This is a genomic window from Pseudomonas putida (assembly GCF_001636055.1).
GTDB classification, from domain to species: domain Bacteria; phylum Pseudomonadota; class Gammaproteobacteria; order Pseudomonadales; family Pseudomonadaceae; genus Aquipseudomonas; species Aquipseudomonas machongensis.
In genome coordinates this window covers 2,597,385-2,617,229 of sequence record NZ_CP011789.1, presented here as the reverse complement: position 1 = coordinate 2,617,229, position 19,845 = coordinate 2,597,385, and the positions used below count along the sequence as shown (strand labels likewise).

Sequence of the window (19,845 nt, the reverse complement as noted above, 5' to 3'; positions counted from 1 at the left end):
CACGTTGCTCGAGTCACATCGACGGACCGGGGCCAGCACCTCAATGCACGGTACTGCGTGCCTTGAGCCGCGCCCGCTCGATGACCTCCTGCCAGGTATCGTTTTCGTCCTCCGATACCGTGAACCAGGGGTATACCTGCACGCGCTGCTCGTAGTTCGCCCACTCGCCGTCGACATCCTCGCCATTGGCGCGCACGATCCTGCATTCGCGGCCCAACGCATCGTAGAAATGCGTGTCGGCATAGATCCCTTCACGCGCACTGTCGTCGCTGACCCAGCGCCAGTCGTCGAGGTAGAACGGCAACCACTTTCGAACCGCCTGCCCCTTGTTGTCGAACTCGGTCTTGCCGGTAACCGCCCAGCGCACCTCGGTGTGGGCCAACACGGCGTGCCCGTCCTGATCCTGGGCAAGCCCTCCTTCCTCGGTGCGCACGAACGCCTCGCCGCCCGGATTGAGGATGGCGGCCTGCAACAACTGCGAGCCGCCTGTCAGCGACACCTGCACGCGCACCTGTTGCTCGGGGTCGTTGTCATAACGGTCGGGCTGGATCTGGATCACATGGGGTGGCGTACGTCCGGCCATGAACAGGTCGCCAGACACCTCGATGCCATCCCGACGCAAACGCTGCACATCCCGCTGCCAGGCCAATGCACCGCAACGGCGGGTGCCCGCGATACGACCATCGGCCTGCAGCGCCAATGGCATCCAGCTGTCGACCACGTTGGTGAATGCCATGGCCACCGGCACCCCCTTGCTCTCGTTCAGGGCCACGGCTTGCTCGACCGTGCGAGGGGGCGTGAAGGCAGCATCGGGGGAGAAGCCGCTCATGACAGCTTCATCGCTGCCCGCCGGGGTTTCGGTGCCATAGAAGCGGGTATGTATCACCCGTCCCAATGCATCGAGGCTGCTGGTGTGGGTGTTGTCATTGGCGTCCTTGATCTGCGCTGGCTGCATGAAGCGCCAGTCATACACCTCGACAGTGGAGGTCAGACCGGCAGCATCGGTCACCCGGCACACGGCAATGTCATGGGCGGTGTACTGCAGTTGGCGGGGCCCAATAACCGTACTTTCCTGGACGGTGTCGGGCGTCCAGAAATGCTCGGCGCCGCGATACCCTGAAATGCCGTGATGGCCGCAGTACGCCTCTTCGACTGGCGGCGCCCACGGGATCGACGGCGCGCCTGCGCCGGAGGGATCGTGCGGCTCGGCCAGCTCTTCGGCGTCCTCCGCTCGGCTCATGGCGACATAGCCGCCACGCTTGAGCAGCTCGGTCAGGGATTCGGCCTGCACCCGGGTGTCCAGCAAGTGCCGGACGTCTTCCAACCATGCCTGGATCTGGAGAGGCTGGGATGAATCAGTGCCGCGCGTGGCAAGGTTGGCCAGCACGACTCGCCAGAACACGCTGTCAGCACCGGTCACGGCCAGTCCGTCCGCCACTGCGGCATGCAGTTGCTGCAGATCCGCGCTGCCTTGCGCCTGTTCGGCGAACCATGCAACCACCGCTGGCAGAGCCGCATCGGCCACACGGCTCTGCTTGCGCAACGCCGCCTGCAAGCCCTCCGGCAACGCCGCAGCGTCGGCCTGGTACAGCCGCTCGCGCAAGGCGTCCACCGAGATCACCGTCTTGAGCGCCGCGCGCAGAAGCCCGAGCGCCTGCGCGTCGTGGGGCGAGCACTGCAGATAAGCCATCAGCAGCGGGTACGAGGTCGCAACCGCCTTCACTTCCGGCAAGCGCTCGCGCACCCGGCGCAACACTGCCGGGTCGGCATTCGGGTTGGCCAGCGCCTGCTCCACCAGATTGCCCAAGGTCTGCTCGAAGGTCGGACGCAGGACGTCCAGTGAAGCCTTGTCGAGCATCGCCGTGCGGATATAGGCCAGCAGTGCCTGACGCGAAGGGACCTTCGCGGCGCCTGTACCATCGGCTTGTCGCCAGACCGCCTTCTCGTAGCCGACCAGCGTCGTCCTCTGCGGATCGGCCACCAGCAGCTCCTCCACTGCCAGGTTCTCCACGCTGAAACCGTCTTTGGGCACGTCGCTGGCCGTCAGCTTGATCACATCCCGACGCGTGCCATCGGCCAGACCGATGACAAAGTCATCGCCACGAAGCAGGTTGTGCACGCGAGCGCGGGTCAGGTTGATCCAACAGTCGTACTGCTGCTCATCGCAACTTGCCTCGATCAAGCCCGCCGGCAAGCTGTCGGGATAGATCTGACGCTCCCCCTCCTCCTTGACCAGGTCCGCCTCGCTCAACTGACGCGGATAGTTGACGGCTGCACTTTGCAGCACGTTGCCATACAGGTCCTGCGCGAGAACAAGCGTCTGGGCGACCACCGGGTCCTCCGGTACCCGCTCGCAACTGAATGCCAGATGCTGGATCGGCGTCACCAGCGCACTCGGTCGCTGTGGATCGGCACTGGCCATGGCCCGGATCTGCAGACGCGAGCGCTCGAGCCTGTAGGGGTTTCCTGCACGCGGATGGCCATCTTCTCCATACACCTCGATGCGCATGACCTGGCCACGGACCGCGCGGTACAGCCAGGCGCGCAGCGCACCCGTCACCTCGAGCGCCTCCTCTGCGTCGTCGCGCCACTGGGTGAAACGTGGTGGAGCCTGAGGGAATCGGGCATCCATGTCGACAAAAGCACCGTCAGCCGCCGCATCGAGCGCCTCCACCCCGGTGTAGAACCAGGTGCAGGTACGCGAGGGCGGCGACAGATGTGCCGCCATCGACCGGGCCACTTCATGGGTGTCGGTCTGGATCAGGCGCCTGAACCCGGCAAATTCACGCTCGCGACCATCCCATACGCCGCCGAGATAGGTGGTCTCGCGGCCCATGCACACGCCGGTGATTTCATTGAGCGTCGTGACCCGGCTCACGGTATGAACCGGGAACGGCAAGTAGCTGACCGGGGTCTGGCCGCGGGCCAGCTGTTCGGCCTTTTCATCGAGCCAGGCCTGGGCCGAGCTGCGGTACTGCAACTCGGTACGGTTGCCGATGTTGTCGACGATGGTCGACAGCAACCACGGCCGATGGTCGTTGAAGCGGAACAGCCAACTGCGGCGTGTTTTTGCAGGGCCATGATCCGGCGCCGTCACCAGCAAGTCGGCAGTCCCCTGACCACGGATGTCGGCGACCTGCAGCTGGGTTTCACTGTCCAGCGTCACCCCCAGCGGCATCTCGATCGCAGGCCCCTCGACGAAACGGTTGCCGCACTGGCTGATGAACACACGGATACGGTCGGGTTCCAGGTAAAGGATATCGGTGGTGCCTGTACCGTCGGTATCGGCGAGGAACACCCGCGAGGCGTTGAAATCGTCCACCTTGAAACCCGGGATACTGATGGCCTCGTCGAACCGGCCATAGCCCACGGACGGCCATAGCGTCACGTCGTCGCCAGTGATGCGCAGCAGGTGCGACTGACCACTGCCGGCAGGATCGGCGAAGGCGACCAGTTGACGGTCGGCCTTATCCAGTAAGGGTAGCGCTTCGCGCCCTGCGTACTGTGCGGTAACCGCAGCCAGCCAGCCGTCGGCGCCTGCGCTGGGGTATAGTCGCACGCTCCGTGGACCGAGGGCGTGCAGCATGACCACATCGGAGCGGCCATCGCCGGTGAGATCAGTCATCTACGCAGCCGGATGACCATACTCGCTGGGCAAGCTCAACAGGGGTTTCCACGACCCCCAGATACCGTCGGGCGCCAGCGTGAAACTGCCACGCATTCCCTCCTCGGTGATCAACCACTCGGGGCGACCATCGCCATCCAGGTCGGTCAGGCTGCCAGTGCTATCGGCCGGACGCTTGGGCAAGGGCCACGGCGCCCCCCAGGTGATCGCATCCTGCTCCGCGCCTGGGGTCTTGCCCGGCCGCATCGGCGGCCGGTAATGCCAGGCGTCCTGATCTCGGTACAACAGGCCTGGCACGCCTTCGCCCAGCAAGTCGGCCATCTGCCATGCAGGGGCCCAGAATCCGTCGAGCGCTGGCACCGCTTCCCAACCGGGCGTAGCCCTGCCCGGTCGGGTCAGCTCGAACTCCATCGGCGGCAAGCGACAGTCGGGTACGCTCGACAGTTGTTGCGCCGACACCAGAATGCTGCTGACCGGGCTGCTGTCGTACTGCAGGTGTAGCCGTGCCACCAGCTCTGGCGTGTCGTCGGCCTCGCCGTTCATGCGTGCGGTGCGGTGCCAGAGCAGCACATCGCGGCACAGCCGGCGGATGCGCACGTTGAACCCATAGCGCCAGAACGAATGGCAGTCGTCACGCACCGGCCAGTCCTGCTCCGGCGCAAGCCCAGGCACGCGCTCGGGATCGGCGCCGCGCTCGCCATAGTCGAATTGGGTGAAGGTGAGAAAGTCCGTCTCGTCGAAGCCGTCTTGTGGAATCAGCAGCGCCTGCGAAGGCGTGGCGTTCATGGCGTAGACAGCATCGGCATAGAGGTTGACGACGTGTGGGTGGGCCTTGAGCTCCTGGTCGCTGCAGCCCTTTTCGTCTTCGGCGCGATAACGGTACACCAGATGCTCGCCACGGGCCGAAACCCGCTCTTCCAGGTACCAGCCCGCCACACGTTCAGGGGCTGCGGGATCGTGCAGACGAGCAGAGGCCGACCAGCCGAACAACGAAAGGCTGCCATCGGGCTGCCAGTGCAGCCAGAAACCAGGGTCAGCCACAGCGCCTTTGACCACCCAGTGCTCAAGACGCTGCGAGGGCGCACCGCTGCGCAGGCACCAAGGGGTAACGCTGTAGCGCTCATCGTCAGAGGTCTCGGCGAACGGCAAGCCTGTGCGGTCATGGGGTGCACCCGCCTTGAGGACTTCCTCCCCGGACGGACCGACCATTCGGTCGTTGCCGTCGTATTTAGGGAAACCGAAGCGGGTCATGCAGAAAATCGCCGGCAAATCGCAATCCCAGCCGGCGCCAAAGGCGCTGTTGCCGCCGCCGGAGGAGTAGTGCAATGCCAGTTCCGCCGACAGCGCACGACCCGCCGGCGATGGCAGGGGCATTTGCCAACCAGCCGCACCATCCGGGCCACCCGCCGAAAGCATGCCGCCACCGACCGAGACCGTGCCACCGCCCTTGGGGAGGGCTGGGGGAGTGTAGAAGGAGGCGTCTCCCTCTCCCGTCGCGGGAGCGGGGGCCTGGCCCGAAGCAGCAGTCTGCTTTTCGTGTGAATACCCATCCAATGAGTCGGGCATGAACCCCTCCTGTGACCCGTTCCAATCTACCTGTGTATGACGCGCAGCATTGATCCGCGCAGTCACTTCAGATCACCCGACCGCTCTTGATCAAACGGCGAGCTGTTTGGCAATGCAGACAAAGCATCTCGTAACGAGGGTAAATGCACGGCTCCGACGCTCGTCATTTATCAAAAGGCCAAGAGCCGCTTTTTTTGCAAAGCCCTCTTCAAACGCACCGTTAGCTCGACAAGCCATAGGGAATGGAAACCGGGCACGGAAAGTCGCTTCCTCCAACTGTCAGTGTCGAGGCTGTCCTCGGAAAAGGGCCCAGGTTCCACAGCAGACCTGAGTAGCCTCTCAACTCCCTAGGTTTATTGAAGGGTGGATCCGGCACGAACCCTGGATCTGGCTTGTTACTCGACAAGGATAATAAATAAACCTTATCGGCAATTGGACTGCCCCTAACGGGGAACGCCTCAAGTAGTGTATCCGGGCCGTAGCCCACCAATCTAACCTGTAACTCGTTAGCACCGGTCTTGGACAGCATCACATTCGGCACGAGCGTTATCGGCGTATCGAAGCCGTCGACATGAACTGTCAAGTTGAAGTAGCCACTGGCCTCGCGACCTCGCGTATTCCAACGCAACCCCGCCTGTGGAAGTCTTACTTTTCCGCCGAACATGGGTACTGACTCCATGTCGTCCTGTCCCAGCGTCTGCGAACTGAATTCCATCCAGGTCAAGAGGCCGGCAGCGACTAACGGGCTTCCCGGCCTGGCCTTCAATGTGAATACCAGATACTCCTCGCGGTAGAATATCGCGGGATCAGGCGGGAAATGGGGTGTATGGGTCACCTCTGCTTCATCCGCCAATTTGCTGGATAACAGTAAACATGTCGGCAGTGTCCGAACGGTCGAAAAACCGGCGACATGAAAAACCAAGGCGAATTGTCCACTGAGGTCGGCTCCCGTCACCTCCCACTCCAGCCCATCGGAAGACATCACTCTTCGCACACCAAAATTGGGAGAGGCCGATACATCCCCTTCCTTCACACTGCCTGGGGAGAGTGTCATCCATGCCTGTTGCTTCAGGTCTGCCAGGGGGCTACCAGGCTTCGGAACGAGCACAATGGTCTTGCCCACCGAACGCCGAAACACCAACAGACCGTCGACAACGCGCCCTCCTACCTTCACCTCCACTTCATCACTCAGGTCTTGCGACAAAGCAAAGCCCGAGGCCACCTTCAGTGGTGCTGGAAACGCGCCTGTATGAAGGGTCAACCCGAATGTGCCAGAAGCCCTGGCGGTCAACTTCCAGCCCAGGCCTGCAGTGGATATCGGTCGTCTGTCGTTGTAAGTCGGAACCGTAATCAACTGCGCCTGGGGCAAACTTCCGTCGACGTACTCGATCCATGCTTCGCTCAGGAATTCTCGCTCTAGCGGACTGCCCATTTTCGGCACGATACTCAACGTGTGCTCTGCTCTGGATTGAATAACCAGCGGCTCGACCAGAGGCCCCCCATCTATCACCACGTCGAACTCATCCTCCATGCGCAGCGACAGCAGCAAGCAATTGCCCGTCACCAGGGGCTTCGAGAAACCCGCCACATGAAGGGCCAACCCGAACACACCACTTGCCTGTTTGCCCAGCATCTCCCATTGCAGCTCACCGCCCGTGAACCCCTGCTCGGCCTCGTAGTCCGGATAGGCCTCCATCTGCTCCGGCGCCAGGTCATCTTCCACAAACGTCAACTTGGCCTTCAAACCGCTTTCAGCCAACGGGCTACCGGTTTTTGGCTTGACCCCGACGTAGGACGGCACCATGCGCCGGAATATCCAGGTCGATTCGTCAGTGCCACGCTCATCGTCATAGATCAGCTCGGCTTCGTCCGCCAAAGCCCGGGACATCAGCAAGCAAGTGTCGACGACCAACGGTTTGTCAAAGCCTTGCATGTGAACCTGCACGCCAAAGGTGCCACTCACCTGCGCACCGGTCAGGGTCCAGCTCAACCCGTCCTCCAACATCGCCCGCCGCTCACCGTAATTGGGCGCGGCAACGACACTGGTCGGTTTCAGGCTGCCGTCGGTGAAGGTCAGCCAGGCTTCTGATTTCATCTTCGCCAGCGGGCTGCCGGGCTTCAGGTTGATCTTCAGCGTCTGCGCCTCCTCCCGCCAGAACAGCGCCAGGTTTGCCGGCACAGCGTCTGCAAGGGTCAGCTCGATCTCGTCCTCGAGGTTGGGCGATAGACGCAGGCCTTTGAGGGACAGGGGCAAAGTCAGCGTCGGCGTGATGACTTCGAGCGTGAAATGATCCCGCTCTACACCCGGCATGATGGTCCAACTGACACCAGCAGCCGTCATTTCCTGCGGCTCGCTCGGGCTGAAGGTGATGTCCAGCTGTGGTGTGCCGCCTGGCCAACCCAAGGCGACCTGTTCGCCTATGAAAAAGTTGTCCGCAGATTTGGGCTTCAAGGTCAACCTATGCTCGCCGCCACTCCCCAGCACCAGGTTGACGTCATCGAAATCAGTGATTGGCCTGTCGTCGAACAACACATCGAACTGGGCCGACCACGGTGAGCGGGAGTACACAGGGATAGCTTGCAGCTTGTCGCTTTCTGCGCCGAGGCCATCAGTGCACCGGGCACTGAGCTCTGCGGTGTAGAAGTCGACACCCTCCTTTTGCTCAGGGATGAATTCAAGTGTCGACTTGCCCTGCTCATCCGTTGAGACAGTCTTGTAGAGCACATCGTCGAGGTACCAATCCACATGTTGACCAACGATCGTTCGCGCTGATGCGACAAGGTTGCCCAGCGTTGCGGTCAACCGGGTACGGCTACCCCACTCCAGCACCGGCACCACGCCATCCCAGGCCACCTCACTCACTTCATAGCGAAAATCCCCCAACTGCGCCTGGAGCTCATGCTTTTCGGCCCGCCAGTAACTACCCAGGCCCAGCGGTAGCGCGCCGGATAACACCTCCTTGGCCGCACTCGCATCCAAGCTCCAGGTACTGGTGCCGGCCTCCGGTTGCGGATAGCGGCTTTCCTCGTCGCTGTCGTCGATATTCAGCGACGGATTCGTTGTCAGCCCGTACGCCGTGGGTGGCGTATCGGCATTCCCCGGCCACAGCACGCTCAGCTTCTGCCCCTGCCAGGCATCGCTGACCTGCAGGCTGTACGTGGCGCCATGGCACAGTTTGAACGGTGGCTGGGTTTGCGGAGCCAGCGATGACTGATCAGGTCCAGGCGACAGCAACACCTTCCCTTCGAAGGGTGCCAGGTGCACTTCGGAAATGATGTTGCGCAGGCTGAGTTCCGTCGCCCTCGTGCCGGCGGGGGTTTCGAACGCCACACGAATTCTCGATACACCCGCAGGTATATCGATGGGCTTGGGCGTCAACGTATGCCAGGTAGGTTCGGCTTCGGGCCTGGGATCTTGTTCGTCGGCCTGCTCGGTGGTCTCCGGGTTCTTGAGCGCTTGCTCATGAATAATCTGGCCTTGCGAAGCGCCCGAGAGTGCGTAGACCCTGAGCCAGCAACTGTCGGTGAAGTACAGGACATTGTACTGGCAGCCCAAGGCATATCCCTGTGCAACCCCCTCGAGCAAACTGAAGTCCTGGTAGAGCCGACCCTTCTGGAAAAGCGAAAGGTACGTGCCGTCCCTGGCATCGTTTTCACGAAGCTCATAGCTGTCTTTCTCTTCGTAGCTCCACACACCTTCGAGGCCAGCGCTTTCCATTGGCCTCTGGATGAAAGGATCCTGAAGAAAGTCATGCCCTTTGGTAAGGCTTTGCGCACGCGTCGAAATCGACCGGATACCCTGCACCTCATCACTATTGCGCATGATCCTTCCCCTCCCATTGGACGACACGTGCAAAACTCCCGGCCGCGTCTTCCGGCAACAACGCCTCGACTTGTTGCTCGAACAGTGCACCGCCATACCGTGCGTGGTAGCGCACCTCCATGACGATATCGCTCAGCCCTTGGAGCAGTTCGGTTTGCCGTGCAACTCGCGGGAACTTCAGGTTCCAGTCGGAGACGGCGCCGGTGCCTTCGAACGGCAAGTAACGGTCATCGCTCTCGGGGGGCGTGACCAACCCGATGTCCTGCGTGGCTGACGACAGGCAGACCTGTTGGCTGGGTCGCAAACTTCGCATGACGTAGCGCCCATCCCCTTCACCCTGGTCCAGTTGCGGCGACAGGTACTTCACCCCTTCGATATCGGCCTTGATCAACAACCGGCTCTGCGTCTGGGTCAGGGTGGCGCGGATGTTCTGGTAAGGCCCCAGCAAGGCAGGCAGCGACAGCGCCACACTGTGCAGGCGCCGCAGGTAATGCCCGGGGTAATCCTGGTTGAACAGCGTTTCGCCAAGGCTGAAATCCAGTTCGCCGTTCTCGGCCAGCGCCTCGAGCAGCGCCGGCCAGTCACCAAGCGCAGCCCCATTCTTGTCGAAGACCAGGCCCTCTTCGATCAGTGCACGCAGCGACACGGTCTTGCGCAGTTCCAGATGACGTTCGTTGCGCAACAAAGCTTCGGCCTCCAGGCGATGCAGGTCCAGCCGCAGTTCGCCTGCGGCATTGAGGCCATGCCGATCGGCCTGCCAGACCGAGGTACGGACGATGCGTTTGTCATAGTTACCCGTCTCGTACTGCCAGCAGGCTTCGGCACTGTTGCACAAGCCCACCGCGACATCGAACAACGTCGCATGCCAGGCGGTCACCTGCGAACGCAGCCAGCGATAGAGCGGTACGTTGGTCGATTTGCTCTGGTAGAAGGCGTACATCTGCTGGGCCTGCTCCAACACCTTGCGGCTGTGATCGAGCGAGTTCCTCGCGGCCTGGGTTGCGCAGGCCTGGGCCTTGCCCTGCTCGGCGATCACATCGATGTCCTTGCGTGCCAAGGTTGCCTGCAGCTCCCAATCCTGTCGGCGACGCTTGTAGACCGACGTCTCGCGCATGATGTCACCGGAGATCTGCAACGCACTCCCTGCCATGAACGAAAGCTGAGCACCGCTCATGATAGGGGCGGTCACATCTCCCGTGTCCTGCGCCATGCCGAAGATTTTGGGCGCCATCTGTGTCGCGTAGTAGGCGCTCATCGCGCTGGTACCAAAGGCATTGATTGACCCGCCTGAGTTATGGACAACCATTGTCTCGATTTCCAGAGCAGAGATGTCCTCTTCGACCAGCTTGGTGTAGTGGGCTTGCCGAGCCTCGGCACAGAGCGCCTGCTTGAGCAATACCCCTTCCTGCTGTTGCTGCTGCTCGAGCAACTGTTCCTGGATGGCAATGGTGTATCCGGCGATCTCGGCGGCGTGTTGGTATTGCAATGCTTCAAGCCCGGTGCGCTCCTCCTGCTCCATGAAGACACGCAATTGCTCGGCGAACTGGGTCAGAGTCGCCACCACCTCATGAGCCTTGGCGATCAGGGTACGGAAACGATACGGCGGCACCACCGTGCGCTGGCCCATCAGGTGCGACAGGTTGGTACCGCCCCCCATGCGTGCCATCAGCAAATCGAACGGGTTCGCAGGTGGTGCATACAGTGGCAGCACCATGGGGCGTCCATCGAGGGTCAGGAAGTGCCGCAAGTTGTAGAAGCGCTCCGCCAGCAATCGCCAGATGTCCAGCAACTGCTGATTGACGGGCAAACGGAAAGCCGGATGTGCCGCCACCCCAGCCCAGAAGAAGGTGGACAGCTGCTTGGGCAGATTGGCGGGGACGATGTCCTGGCCACTAGCGGCCAACGGCATGTCGGCCGGCCCGACAGCGAGCACGTCGCGGACCGTTTTGGGTTGCCAGGTATTGATCGCCCGCGCATCCGGCACCTCTCCCATGAGGTCCGCGGCCATGCGGTACAACAGCCAGGCGTGCGCCAGGCCGTCACGGGTCTGGTAGCGATAGTGCTGGTCGGCTTCGCCGATCAGCATGTTCACGTACTGCACGAACACCGCCTTGCGATAATGGGACGGCGCGCGCAGCGCGATGACATGAGGCTCGATCAATTCGTGTTCGAGCCCTGCCGCCTCGGTGTCGTCCTGAAGCAACCAGGCGCAGTTCCAGTAGTCAGGGCCCGGGGTCGCCCTGGGCGGCTGCTTCTGGTACGGGTTGAAGATCAGCCCCAGCCAGCGCCGGGCATCAGCGAAGCGCTCCTCCTCCTGCAGACGTGATGCGATCAGGTGAGGGACATGGAAGAACAGCTCACGCAAGTAGCTGCCATAGGCATCGAACATGTGCAGCAACGGGTCCGCCGCACTGGGATGCCAACCCTGATACACCGTGCCGGCCAGCTCCTTGCGGTATGCCGGCTCCTGCCGGTGCTGCGCATCCCAGGCGAACACAGCCTCGGGCGAGGCTTCGGCGCGATTGATCAGATCGGTAACATGCTGGGAGTTCAGCCGCACGGCCAAGGGGGCGTTCTTGCCACCAATGGCATCGAAGACGAGGAAGTCGCTACCGTCGGACTGTTGGTGAATATACGGAATCGTTGTATCGGCCAGACTCGAGATGGCGCCCCAGGTCACCGTGAAGGTGGCGGTTGCTTCACCCGCGGCGGTAACTTCGAAGGTTGCCGAGCCCGTCGCAGCAACGTTCTCCAGACGGCTCCAGGGGCTGACGGCATGCTTATTGAGAACCCAGAGCCCCGACCAACAGGTTGTCGATTCTTCGCCTTGCTTATGTACGAGTTTCACTTCCGGCAAACGGACGTTCTCGCTGACAAGAACGGCTCGGTTGTCCATCACCTCCAGCGCCACGTCCGCCATGTCGTCGACAATGACCGTGAAACCCATGCCTTCGCGGATGTACTCCTTGGTAAATGGACGCGAAAACTCCGGCAAATCGACCGGTACCTCAGCATTGAAAAGGGTGGCGAAAAAGCTGCTGGAAAAGTCGGACCGTTTCAATGCAGCCACGGTTTTTCCATGATGCTGGAGTGTAACGGACTCGAAGTTCGGAGCCCCAACCGTAACGACAGTGTAAGAAAGATGAGTTTTACCTTGTGATTCATAGGCGTGTAGTTGGAAATGCACGAGAACGCCGTTGTAGACAAAAGCAAAGCGGTCAATCGACAAGATCACGACCTGAGTCACCGTGCGCAACTCGCTGGAGCGCGCACGTACGCGTAGCGAACGCCCCGACAGGCCCTGCTCGAACTCAGCATCGAGTGCAATGTAAGGATTGCCACTCCCCTTGATGCTTTTCACCTCAGCATCAACCGCTGCAATCCGCTGCGAAAAGGGCAAGCGGCCCGCGCTGCCTGTGAATCGCCGAGACAGGGCTTCGCTGGCATCAGCGTCGATAGCGCGCTCGGTCCGACGTTTCAAGACATCCCGTTGAAGGACGAACTTCTCCGCCCAGGCTTCATCGTTCGAGGTCTGGTGAACAGAAACGAACAGTTGATCGTCATCGCCGTTCACGCGCCCCGCCGCAACCGCCATCACTCTGAATTGCTCCACCTCAGACAGTATCTGCGACGGGGTCTCAGGACCGGTAACTTCGACGTCGTACTGCCACAGTTGCTCCGGTGTAGTCCACTGGTTATCGAGACCAAGATGAATGATATCCAGGGTCAGTGCATACGAACGCTTGTCGGTTGCCTCACCCTTTTCACCGAGGACCTTTGTCGGTGCGGTGAAGTACCACCAGACCACATGCAACCGACCACCGAACAACACCGGGCACATCTGCAACACTGTCGTGCCCGGCGGAATGTTCACCGGTTTCCATTCCGTCCACGCATCGGGCTGGATATACGTGGAGGCCTCGTCCAGACGGACCTTGACCTTGCGCCAGTAATAGGCGCAAGGCGTCGCATTGTCCTTGCCCAGCAAGTAGTAATCAGCGTTGGCGTAGGCATACCCCGGGAACCGCCCCTCATCGCGGTGCCCATCGCGATAGTCGATGTAGCCGGCCTGGACCCGGATGTTGTTCAGGAACTCATAACGTTTCAGGTAGTTCAGCAGCGCCTTCTGAACACCCGCATCATCGATCCGACCCTGCGCCAGGTCGTTCTCCAGGTTCTTGAACAGCTCCGTCTTATCCAGGCGCAAGTCAGCACGGATATAGTTTTCCGGGTAGTCTTCCATCATCTGGTAGGCCGCCCATAACGAGTAGGTCGACATGGCCTGCTGCCAGAAAAGGGTCAACTCGGGGGCGAAATCCTTGCCGTAGCCCTGTTCGATATTGTTGAGGATCGCATTGACGTAGGTCTGGACACACGCGATTGCCTCGGCCAACGCGGACGTGGTGACCTCGGCGCTGACCTGGGTGTCGGTCATCAGGTAACGGTCCAGGTGATCGGCCGTCATCATGCCCAGGCTACCGGCTTGCAGCTTGTCCGGCAGTACGTGGTGAATGGCATACGCACTCAGCGCGTCGCGCCATTGTTCCGCGAGTCGGTGGCTCAATTCAGTCTTCATGTGGGCCTCGCTGCAAAAGCTCGAAAGTCGATGGCGCTGCAGTCATTTCCGTATTCCCTTGATCACGACATCGGTCAGGTTCGACGGATAAGCGGTGTCATAGGAGAACCCGAACTTCAGCCCTACATCCGTCTTCAGGGCCACGGGCCGACTGGTGATGGTCCAGGTCACGCCGTCGTTGCCCAGTTCGTTGTCGGCACCTGGCGCAGGCGAGATCACCAAGCCCAACGAAGCTGCCGAGTTGCGACCACTGACGTGAAGAGACATCGGCTGGCCGATCAGCGAATGGCCGGCAGTTACGCGATAGGTCAAGGTGTGCGTCGTTTCCCCTTCGGAAGGCGGCGTAATGACGATCTCCCCCTCCAACGGTTTGCCGTCGAATTCGATCATCAACCCGAGGGGCTCGAGGAAGGTCACCTGATCGAAGGCATGGGACTGCTCCTTGCCCCAGCTTGCGGTTACAGTACGCTGGCCAGTCGTGGTGCTTTTGAGATCGAAGCGGGCAACACCATCGCTGCCTGTCAAACTGACAGCGGGCTCGGCCACACGAGTGCCACCTTCACTGACGCTCCAGGTGATGGGGTAGCGCGCCACGGGGATGCCATCGGTGGTGGCGATATGAATTTCATACTCCACCGTGCTGATGCCATCGGCCAACGGCCAGCTCCCGATCTTCCTGTGCTGCCGTATCGTCGCATCGGCAAGCACGTCGAACTCGAGATCCTTGCTGTGATAGGCCTCTGCGGTTTCGCCGGCGGTACTGAGGGTCACGGTCACCTTCACCCGCCCAGCCGTACCGACCTGCAGTACGGCTGTACCCAGCCCGGCTGCATCAGAGGTTTGGTCGGCACTGACCAGTTCGCCCCCTTCACACGACCAGGACATCGCCTGACCAGCGACCGGCTCACCATCGAGCCCCAGGACTCTGGCCTGAACCGTGATCGGCTCGTCCACCACCAACGCAGATTGCAGTACGAGCGAATTGACGTAGGGCCTGTCGGCGAAGCCAACCTGCACCACTGTGACGTCATCGGGCTTGCCGGCGTACCAGGCACGGATCACGCCCGAGCCTGGCTCCCGGCTTCTCAGCGCAATCCGGCTGTAGCCAGTGTGATCAGTCAGGGTTTCACCTGTGTTGTCCACAAAGTAGCCGATGGTGGTAGACCAATTGACCAGACGATCCACCCCATCATTGTCATAACGGTCTACGAGCAGGGCAGCCAAGCGATAAATGCCTTGTCCGCCTGCGAGTTCCAGAGGCGTCGTGTTACCCGGTCGCCCTTCGATTCTGAGCACTCGCACCGTCTCTTCGTCACAGTCGATCACCACCGGCGGCGCGAACGCCTTGCCATCGAGCAGGTAGCTGGCCTGCACATGGGCACTGCCCATCTCAGTACCTGCCTGCAGTCGCACTTTGGCCACGCCCTCTTCGTCGGTGTAGCTGGAATGGGACTGCAAAATCCCGAGATCGGTGGACCAGGTGATGCGAATATCTGAAACCGGCTCGTTGTTCATATCGAGCAGTTTCAAGGCCACCGTGGTTTCCTGATCAGGCGCGCGTGCGATCAGGCGTGTTTCACTCACGGTGCAGCGCGAGGCCAGGCTCTGACGCAGCTCTGCCTCGTTCCCGCGCTCCGCGCTGTCGCTCTCAAGGCTGCTGAGCATCTCTTGTGCGGCATCGCGATAGTCCTGCGTGCCCGAATAGGCGGTCAGCCTGCTGAGTTTCAACAGTGATTCAGCACTCAGCCCCGTAGTGTCGCTCAGCAGCTTGGTGTCGACCACGATGCGCAACTGAGCCAGATCGCGAATGATGCCATCCGGCGAGACCCGGGCCGCCACGTCCAGCACCTCACGGATCCCCCAGTCCAACCAGGCCGCGATACGCTGGGCCGCCGCGTCCCTGAGCAGGCGCTGTTCATTCGCGCTCAGATCCTTCAATTCCTCGATTGCCGAGAAATAGCCCAGCAGCTGTGCTTCCGATTGCTTGGCCAGACGCAAGCCACGGGCGTAGCGTTCCAGATGGTAGAGCGTGTGCAAGGACAACTCGAAGGCGTCGATGCCGAACCGTGCGCGATGCGCGCGTATCAGCAGGCTGGAGAACAACGTGGGCGTCAACTCGAAACGTGTCGCGATTTGTGCGCAGCGCTGCATCCGCTGCACCAGCCCCAGCATGGCCTTCATGGCATTGGACTGGGATTGCTGCGGGTCGAAGGCCACCGCGCTCTCCAGCAGTTGGTGCACTGTGCCCTCGGCCCAGTAGACCATCGGGATCGCCATGTCGGCATTGACCCTCAGAAGCTGTGAAAGACTCTGCTGAACGACGCCCCACTGCTGCGAACGAATGCGCAGGACCACGCCGAGAATAATGCCGGTCAGGCGCTCCTTTTCAGCGCTGTCCATATCGACCAACGGGCTTTGGCCGGCGCTGGCCAACTGATCGACCGCCGTCTTGATTTCCCGCTCGGCAAATTGCTCGTACTGCTCAGGGTCGAAGTCCTGTTCAGGGTCGCCAGTGTCCGCCAACAGGCCGTTCTCATCGACGACCTGCCCCAAGGCTTTGAGCCACTCACCTGCGGGCAGGGTCAGAACACCGGCATCCAGCAACGCCTGCTCGAAGGCCTGGAAAGGTAGCAACTGAGTCTTGAGTTCACCGAACAGTGCAGAGATTTCCTGGGGCACCACATCGGGCGTCTCGACCGGCAGCAACTGCTGCACCAGCCAGCTGATCGGCAGGTCCTGCTCCTGACACCAGAGCACGCAGTGGCTGATGGCATGGATGACGCTAAGGGTGTCGGTCTGGGCAAAGCTGCGGTACATGGCATTCTGCGATGCTCCCCCCAGTTGCAAGGCATAAAGCCCCTCGGGGCTCAGGGTTTCCAACAGTGCCAGCAGCTCGATGGTGGTGATCGAAAGCAGACGGGCCAGCATCGTCACACGATAGAAGGCACTGACCACGCGCACAGAGCGCTGCAATTTGTCGCCCCCTTGCCCCTGCATCACCAGACGCGACAGGTAACGGAACGTCTGCACGTTGATGCCCAGCCCGCGGCATAACTGGTCGACGGTACGTTTGCTCGCGACATCGTCTCCCGAGAGGCTGAAGTCGCTGCCGTCGAGCACCAGACGCGAAGTAGGGTCGCTGTTGAATACTCGGTCGAAATGGCTCGCAGTCGCGCCAATGCCGTGAACGGCCATATCCGAGAGCAGAACGGAAAAGTCTTCAGCGCTGCAGGCAAAGCGCTCTCGCAAGAACTGGAACACACCCAAGGCCCGATGGGTGTTGACCGTCATCCATAGCGGCGAGTCATCGGACTTGATGCGCCTGACTTCGGCGACAGCGCGCTTTTCCGCATCGATTGCCGCACACACCACCTGGTCGGCCTGGGCATAGGTCAGCTTCAACGCGGTAGCCACGCGCACCAGGCGTTGGATGCGGTCAAAACGCATGTCGGACAAATTTTCGAAGGTGTGCCGCTGTGGGTCCTGCGCATCGCTGACAACCCCCACCGGCGCGGCCCCGCCGCTGTTGATGAAGCGCGCGACGAACAGGGCCGGCGATACCTCCTCGGCCAGCACATTGCGGGTCACGTTGTCCGAACGCGTGGGGGCATAGGCCGCCAGACCGAACAGCGACTCCATCTCGTCCTGACTGATCTGCAGCACCTGACAGAAGCTCACCACCTTATGCAGGTGCATGGCATTCGGCACTCCGAAGTTGTCCTCGTAGAACGCCTTGTACCGCTCTCCGGGCTCATCGGCCTGTGTCTTCGGCCCAGGACTCTGCGCATTGCCGCCCTGCGACGCCGCGGTGCCGAAGTAGGGAACCTCGATCAGCAGGGCACGCAGCACCGGGCCAAGCGTAGCTTCCTGCTGCAGCGCGGCATCGGACCAGGGTGAATGCGCACCGGCCTGGATGAAGTAAGGACTGTCGATATCCGACAGGCGTGCCACATCGCCCATCAGCAGCGAGTTATGCGACAGCACCGTGTGGATCTGCTCCCAATACGCTTCATAGGGGAACTGTTTGATGGGATAGCGAACCTTGAGCAGCTTGTCTTCAGTCGCTGTGCGGTCACCGTCCGCTTGCTGGCGATGCTCTTCGATCAGCTGTTCCAGGACATGGACGATCACCTCGACCTGCGGCAGTTCACGGTTCATGAACGCCTCATCGATCAGGCGCTCGAACAGATCAGGGCGCCGAGTTTTCAGCGTCAGGATCATATCGGCATCGCCCTGGGCCTCGACGTGCTCCTGAATGAACGTCAGTAGATCGATGAGGTAGGCCACTGGCGAGGTGGTGGCATCCACGGCTTGCGGATGTGCGTTATTGCCCCAACTGGGCAAGAACTGATTTTCGAAGGTGGGGCCTCTGGACAAGTCCAGAGGGCCTCTCAGCTCATCCGAGGGGCGGCGCGCCGAGGCACTCAGGCGCTTTTCCCGGAAAGCACGCATCATCGCCGCTGCTGCAACATTCAGACGCCCCTTGAGTCGCCGGGCTTCGTCGCTGTGCAAGCCCGGATAATGCGCCATCAGCGCATCGGTCGTCTTGCACTGCAGGTCGATGATCGAGTCTTGTTCCAGGGTCGCTGGGGCGATTTTGACTTTGATTCCCGGCTCGGTGTCCAGCAGTCTCTCAAGCAGACCAACTTGTTTGCGGCTCTGGCGTTTAGCCATGGCGTCCCCCGGGCGGTGCTTAGCGTGAGCGAACGAAGCAGGCCTGTGTATACGTTGGCCCTTTCGTGGATGTCACTGGATGCTAGATACAAATACGCCCGCACGAAACTGACAGAAATAACAGGTAGCCAGCCGGGAAAAGAACCGCCGATACAGCAAAAACTCGGCTAGCAATGTTTCGGCATAACCAAACCCAGGCAAAGAACCCACATTGCTAAACGAACAATAATCACGTTTTCATTCAGCAAGTTATCTGTCACAACACAATTTTCTCATCCCGCCAACATTTTCTTGACGCAATGCCTCCGCTCTCCTTAGCTGAACATAACGCCCACTGCGAAAACTTCGCGCCGAGCTCTCTGGCCCGCGTCTTTACGCGCGCCAGCAGACTTCCGCGTGCTGGTTTGTGTCGCCCCCTGTTTCGTGTCGTACAGCTCGTGACAACAGGCCAGGCCTTGGCTGTTACCCACAAGAAACAGGAGATCCGCCATGAAACGAGCATCGAACCCTTTGCGTTTCGACCGGCTGTTCTGCGCGGTTTCCACATCGCTGCTTCTGGCAACCCCGGTGGAAACCTTTGCGCTTGGTCTTGACGAAGACACCCCTTTCGCCAACCTGATGCAGCCACCGGCGGTACCGCTGCTGTCGCTCAATCCGGTGAGCGCCAGTGGTCTGGGGATGGGCACGCTGCAGGCGTTCTCCGAGCGCATGAGCGCGCGCCACGGGAACGTGCCGATGGATCTGGTCGCCAGCCAATGGGCGCAATTCTTCCCCGGCGCTGCGCGACCGGCCTCCGCGCCACCGGCCCGACTGGAGGCGCCCAGCCAGCAATTGATGATCGGCCCGGACCTGTTCGTACGCGAGACCGCCAGCGGTAACGTGCACCGCGCCGGGGTGTTCGTCGGCCACAACACTCTGCAGAGCAGCTTCAACGGCATGCGTCCGCTGCTCGGTGACAAGCAGCGCAACGCCGTCAACCTCAGCGGCGAGAGCCTGGGCGTTTACTGGAGCATGACTCACGACCAGGGCTGGCATGTGGATGCGGTGGCCATGGGCACGCGCATCGACGTCAACGGCCGCAGCCAGAGCGGCCAGCGCCTGGACGACAGCGGCCATGCGATGACCTTCTCGGTCGAGGGTGGTTTCCCCATCGGCCTGGGCAACCACTGGGTGATCGAGCCGCAGGCGCAGTTGATCAACCAGCAGTTCTTCCCCGGTAACCAGGCACAGGCCGAGACCCTGCAAGCATTCGACAGCCAGCCGAGCTGGAGTGGCCGGGTGGGGGCGAAACTGTCGGGGCGCTACGAAGTGCGCGGCATGCCGATCGAACCCTACGTGCGGACCAACGTCTGGTACGACTTCAACGACAGCGACGCGGTGAAACTGGATCAGGTCGACAAGATCTCCAGCTCGCGCAGTGCAGCGACCGTGGAACTGGGCCTGGGCTTGGTGGCGCGGGTCACGCCGACGGTGGCGCTGTTCGTCAGTGCCGACTACAGCAGTGATGTGGATGACAATGACCTCAATGGGCTGATCGGAAGCCTTGGGGTACGGATGCGCTGGTGATCAACCAGTACGGCG

6 protein-coding genes are annotated in these 19,845 nt (G+C 61.2%); 1 reads left to right on the top strand and 5 read right to left on the bottom strand.

Going from position 1 to position 19,845, the window contains the following annotated elements; all coding sequences use genetic code 11:
- Positions 1-40: 40 nt before the first annotated feature.
- From AB688_RS11740 to AB688_RS11720, 5 genes are all read right to left on the bottom strand, one after another.
- Positions 41-3,625, bottom strand: coding sequence for a toxin TcdB middle/C-terminal domain-containing protein (locus AB688_RS11740; protein WP_063544219.1), 3,585 nt, complete (start codon positions 3,623-3,625; stop codon positions 41-43).
- On the bottom strand, positions 3,626-5,191 hold the full coding sequence (locus tag AB688_RS11735; RefSeq protein WP_081255223.1) for a SpvB/TcaC N-terminal domain-containing protein: 1,566 nt from the start codon (positions 5,189-5,191) through the stop codon (positions 3,626-3,628).
- A 220-nt stretch (positions 5,192-5,411) separates the two neighbouring features.
- Positions 5,412-9,014 carry a hypothetical protein gene (locus AB688_RS11730; RefSeq protein ID WP_063544215.1) on the bottom strand — a complete coding sequence of 1,201 codons (3,603 nt, stop codon included), beginning with the start codon at positions 9,012-9,014 and terminating at the stop codon, positions 5,412-5,414.
- Positions 9,004-13,590 (bottom strand): neuraminidase-like domain-containing protein, encoded by a 4,587-nt coding sequence (locus AB688_RS11725; RefSeq protein ID WP_063544213.1) that lies wholly within the window; start codon positions 13,588-13,590, stop codon positions 9,004-9,006. The genes AB688_RS11730 and AB688_RS11725 overlap by 11 nt, the downstream gene beginning before the upstream one ends.
- A 42-nt stretch (positions 13,591-13,632) precedes the next feature.
- Positions 13,633-18,264, bottom strand: coding sequence for an Ig-like domain-containing protein (locus AB688_RS11720; RefSeq protein WP_063544211.1), 4,632 nt, complete (start codon positions 18,262-18,264; stop codon positions 13,633-13,635).
- A 489-nt stretch (positions 18,265-18,753) separates the two neighbouring features.
- Here AB688_RS11720 and AB688_RS11715 point away from each other — a divergent pair, with 489 nt between their 5' ends.
- Positions 18,754-19,830 carry an autotransporter outer membrane beta-barrel domain-containing protein gene (locus AB688_RS11715; protein WP_063544209.1) on the top strand — a complete coding sequence of 359 codons (1,077 nt, stop codon included), beginning with the start codon at positions 18,754-18,756 and terminating at the stop codon, positions 19,828-19,830.
- Positions 19,831-19,845 lie beyond the last annotated feature (15 nt).

Excerpts from the sequence above, each read along its gene's own strand:
- AB688_RS11730 (WP_063544215.1), bottom strand. The coding sequence starts at position 9,014 with ATGCGCAATAGTGATGAGGTGCAGGGTATCCGGTCGATTTCGACGCGT.
- AB688_RS11720 (WP_063544211.1), bottom strand. The coding sequence starts at position 18,264 with ATGGCTAAACGCCAGAGCCGCAAACAAGTTGGTCTGCTTGAGAGACTG.
- AB688_RS11715 (WP_063544209.1), top strand. The coding sequence starts at position 18,754 with ATGAAACGAGCATCGAACCCTTTGCGTTTCGACCGGCTGTTCTGCGCG.
- AB688_RS11735 (WP_081255223.1), bottom strand. The coding sequence starts at position 5,191 with ATGCCCGACTCATTGGATGGGTATTCACACGAAAAGCAGACTGCTGCT.
- AB688_RS11740 (WP_063544219.1), bottom strand. The coding sequence starts at position 3,625 with ATGACTGATCTCACCGGCGATGGCCGCTCCGATGTGGTCATGCTGCAC.
- AB688_RS11725 (WP_063544213.1), bottom strand. The coding sequence starts at position 13,590 with ATGAAGACTGAATTGAGCCACCGACTCGCGGAACAATGGCGCGACGCG.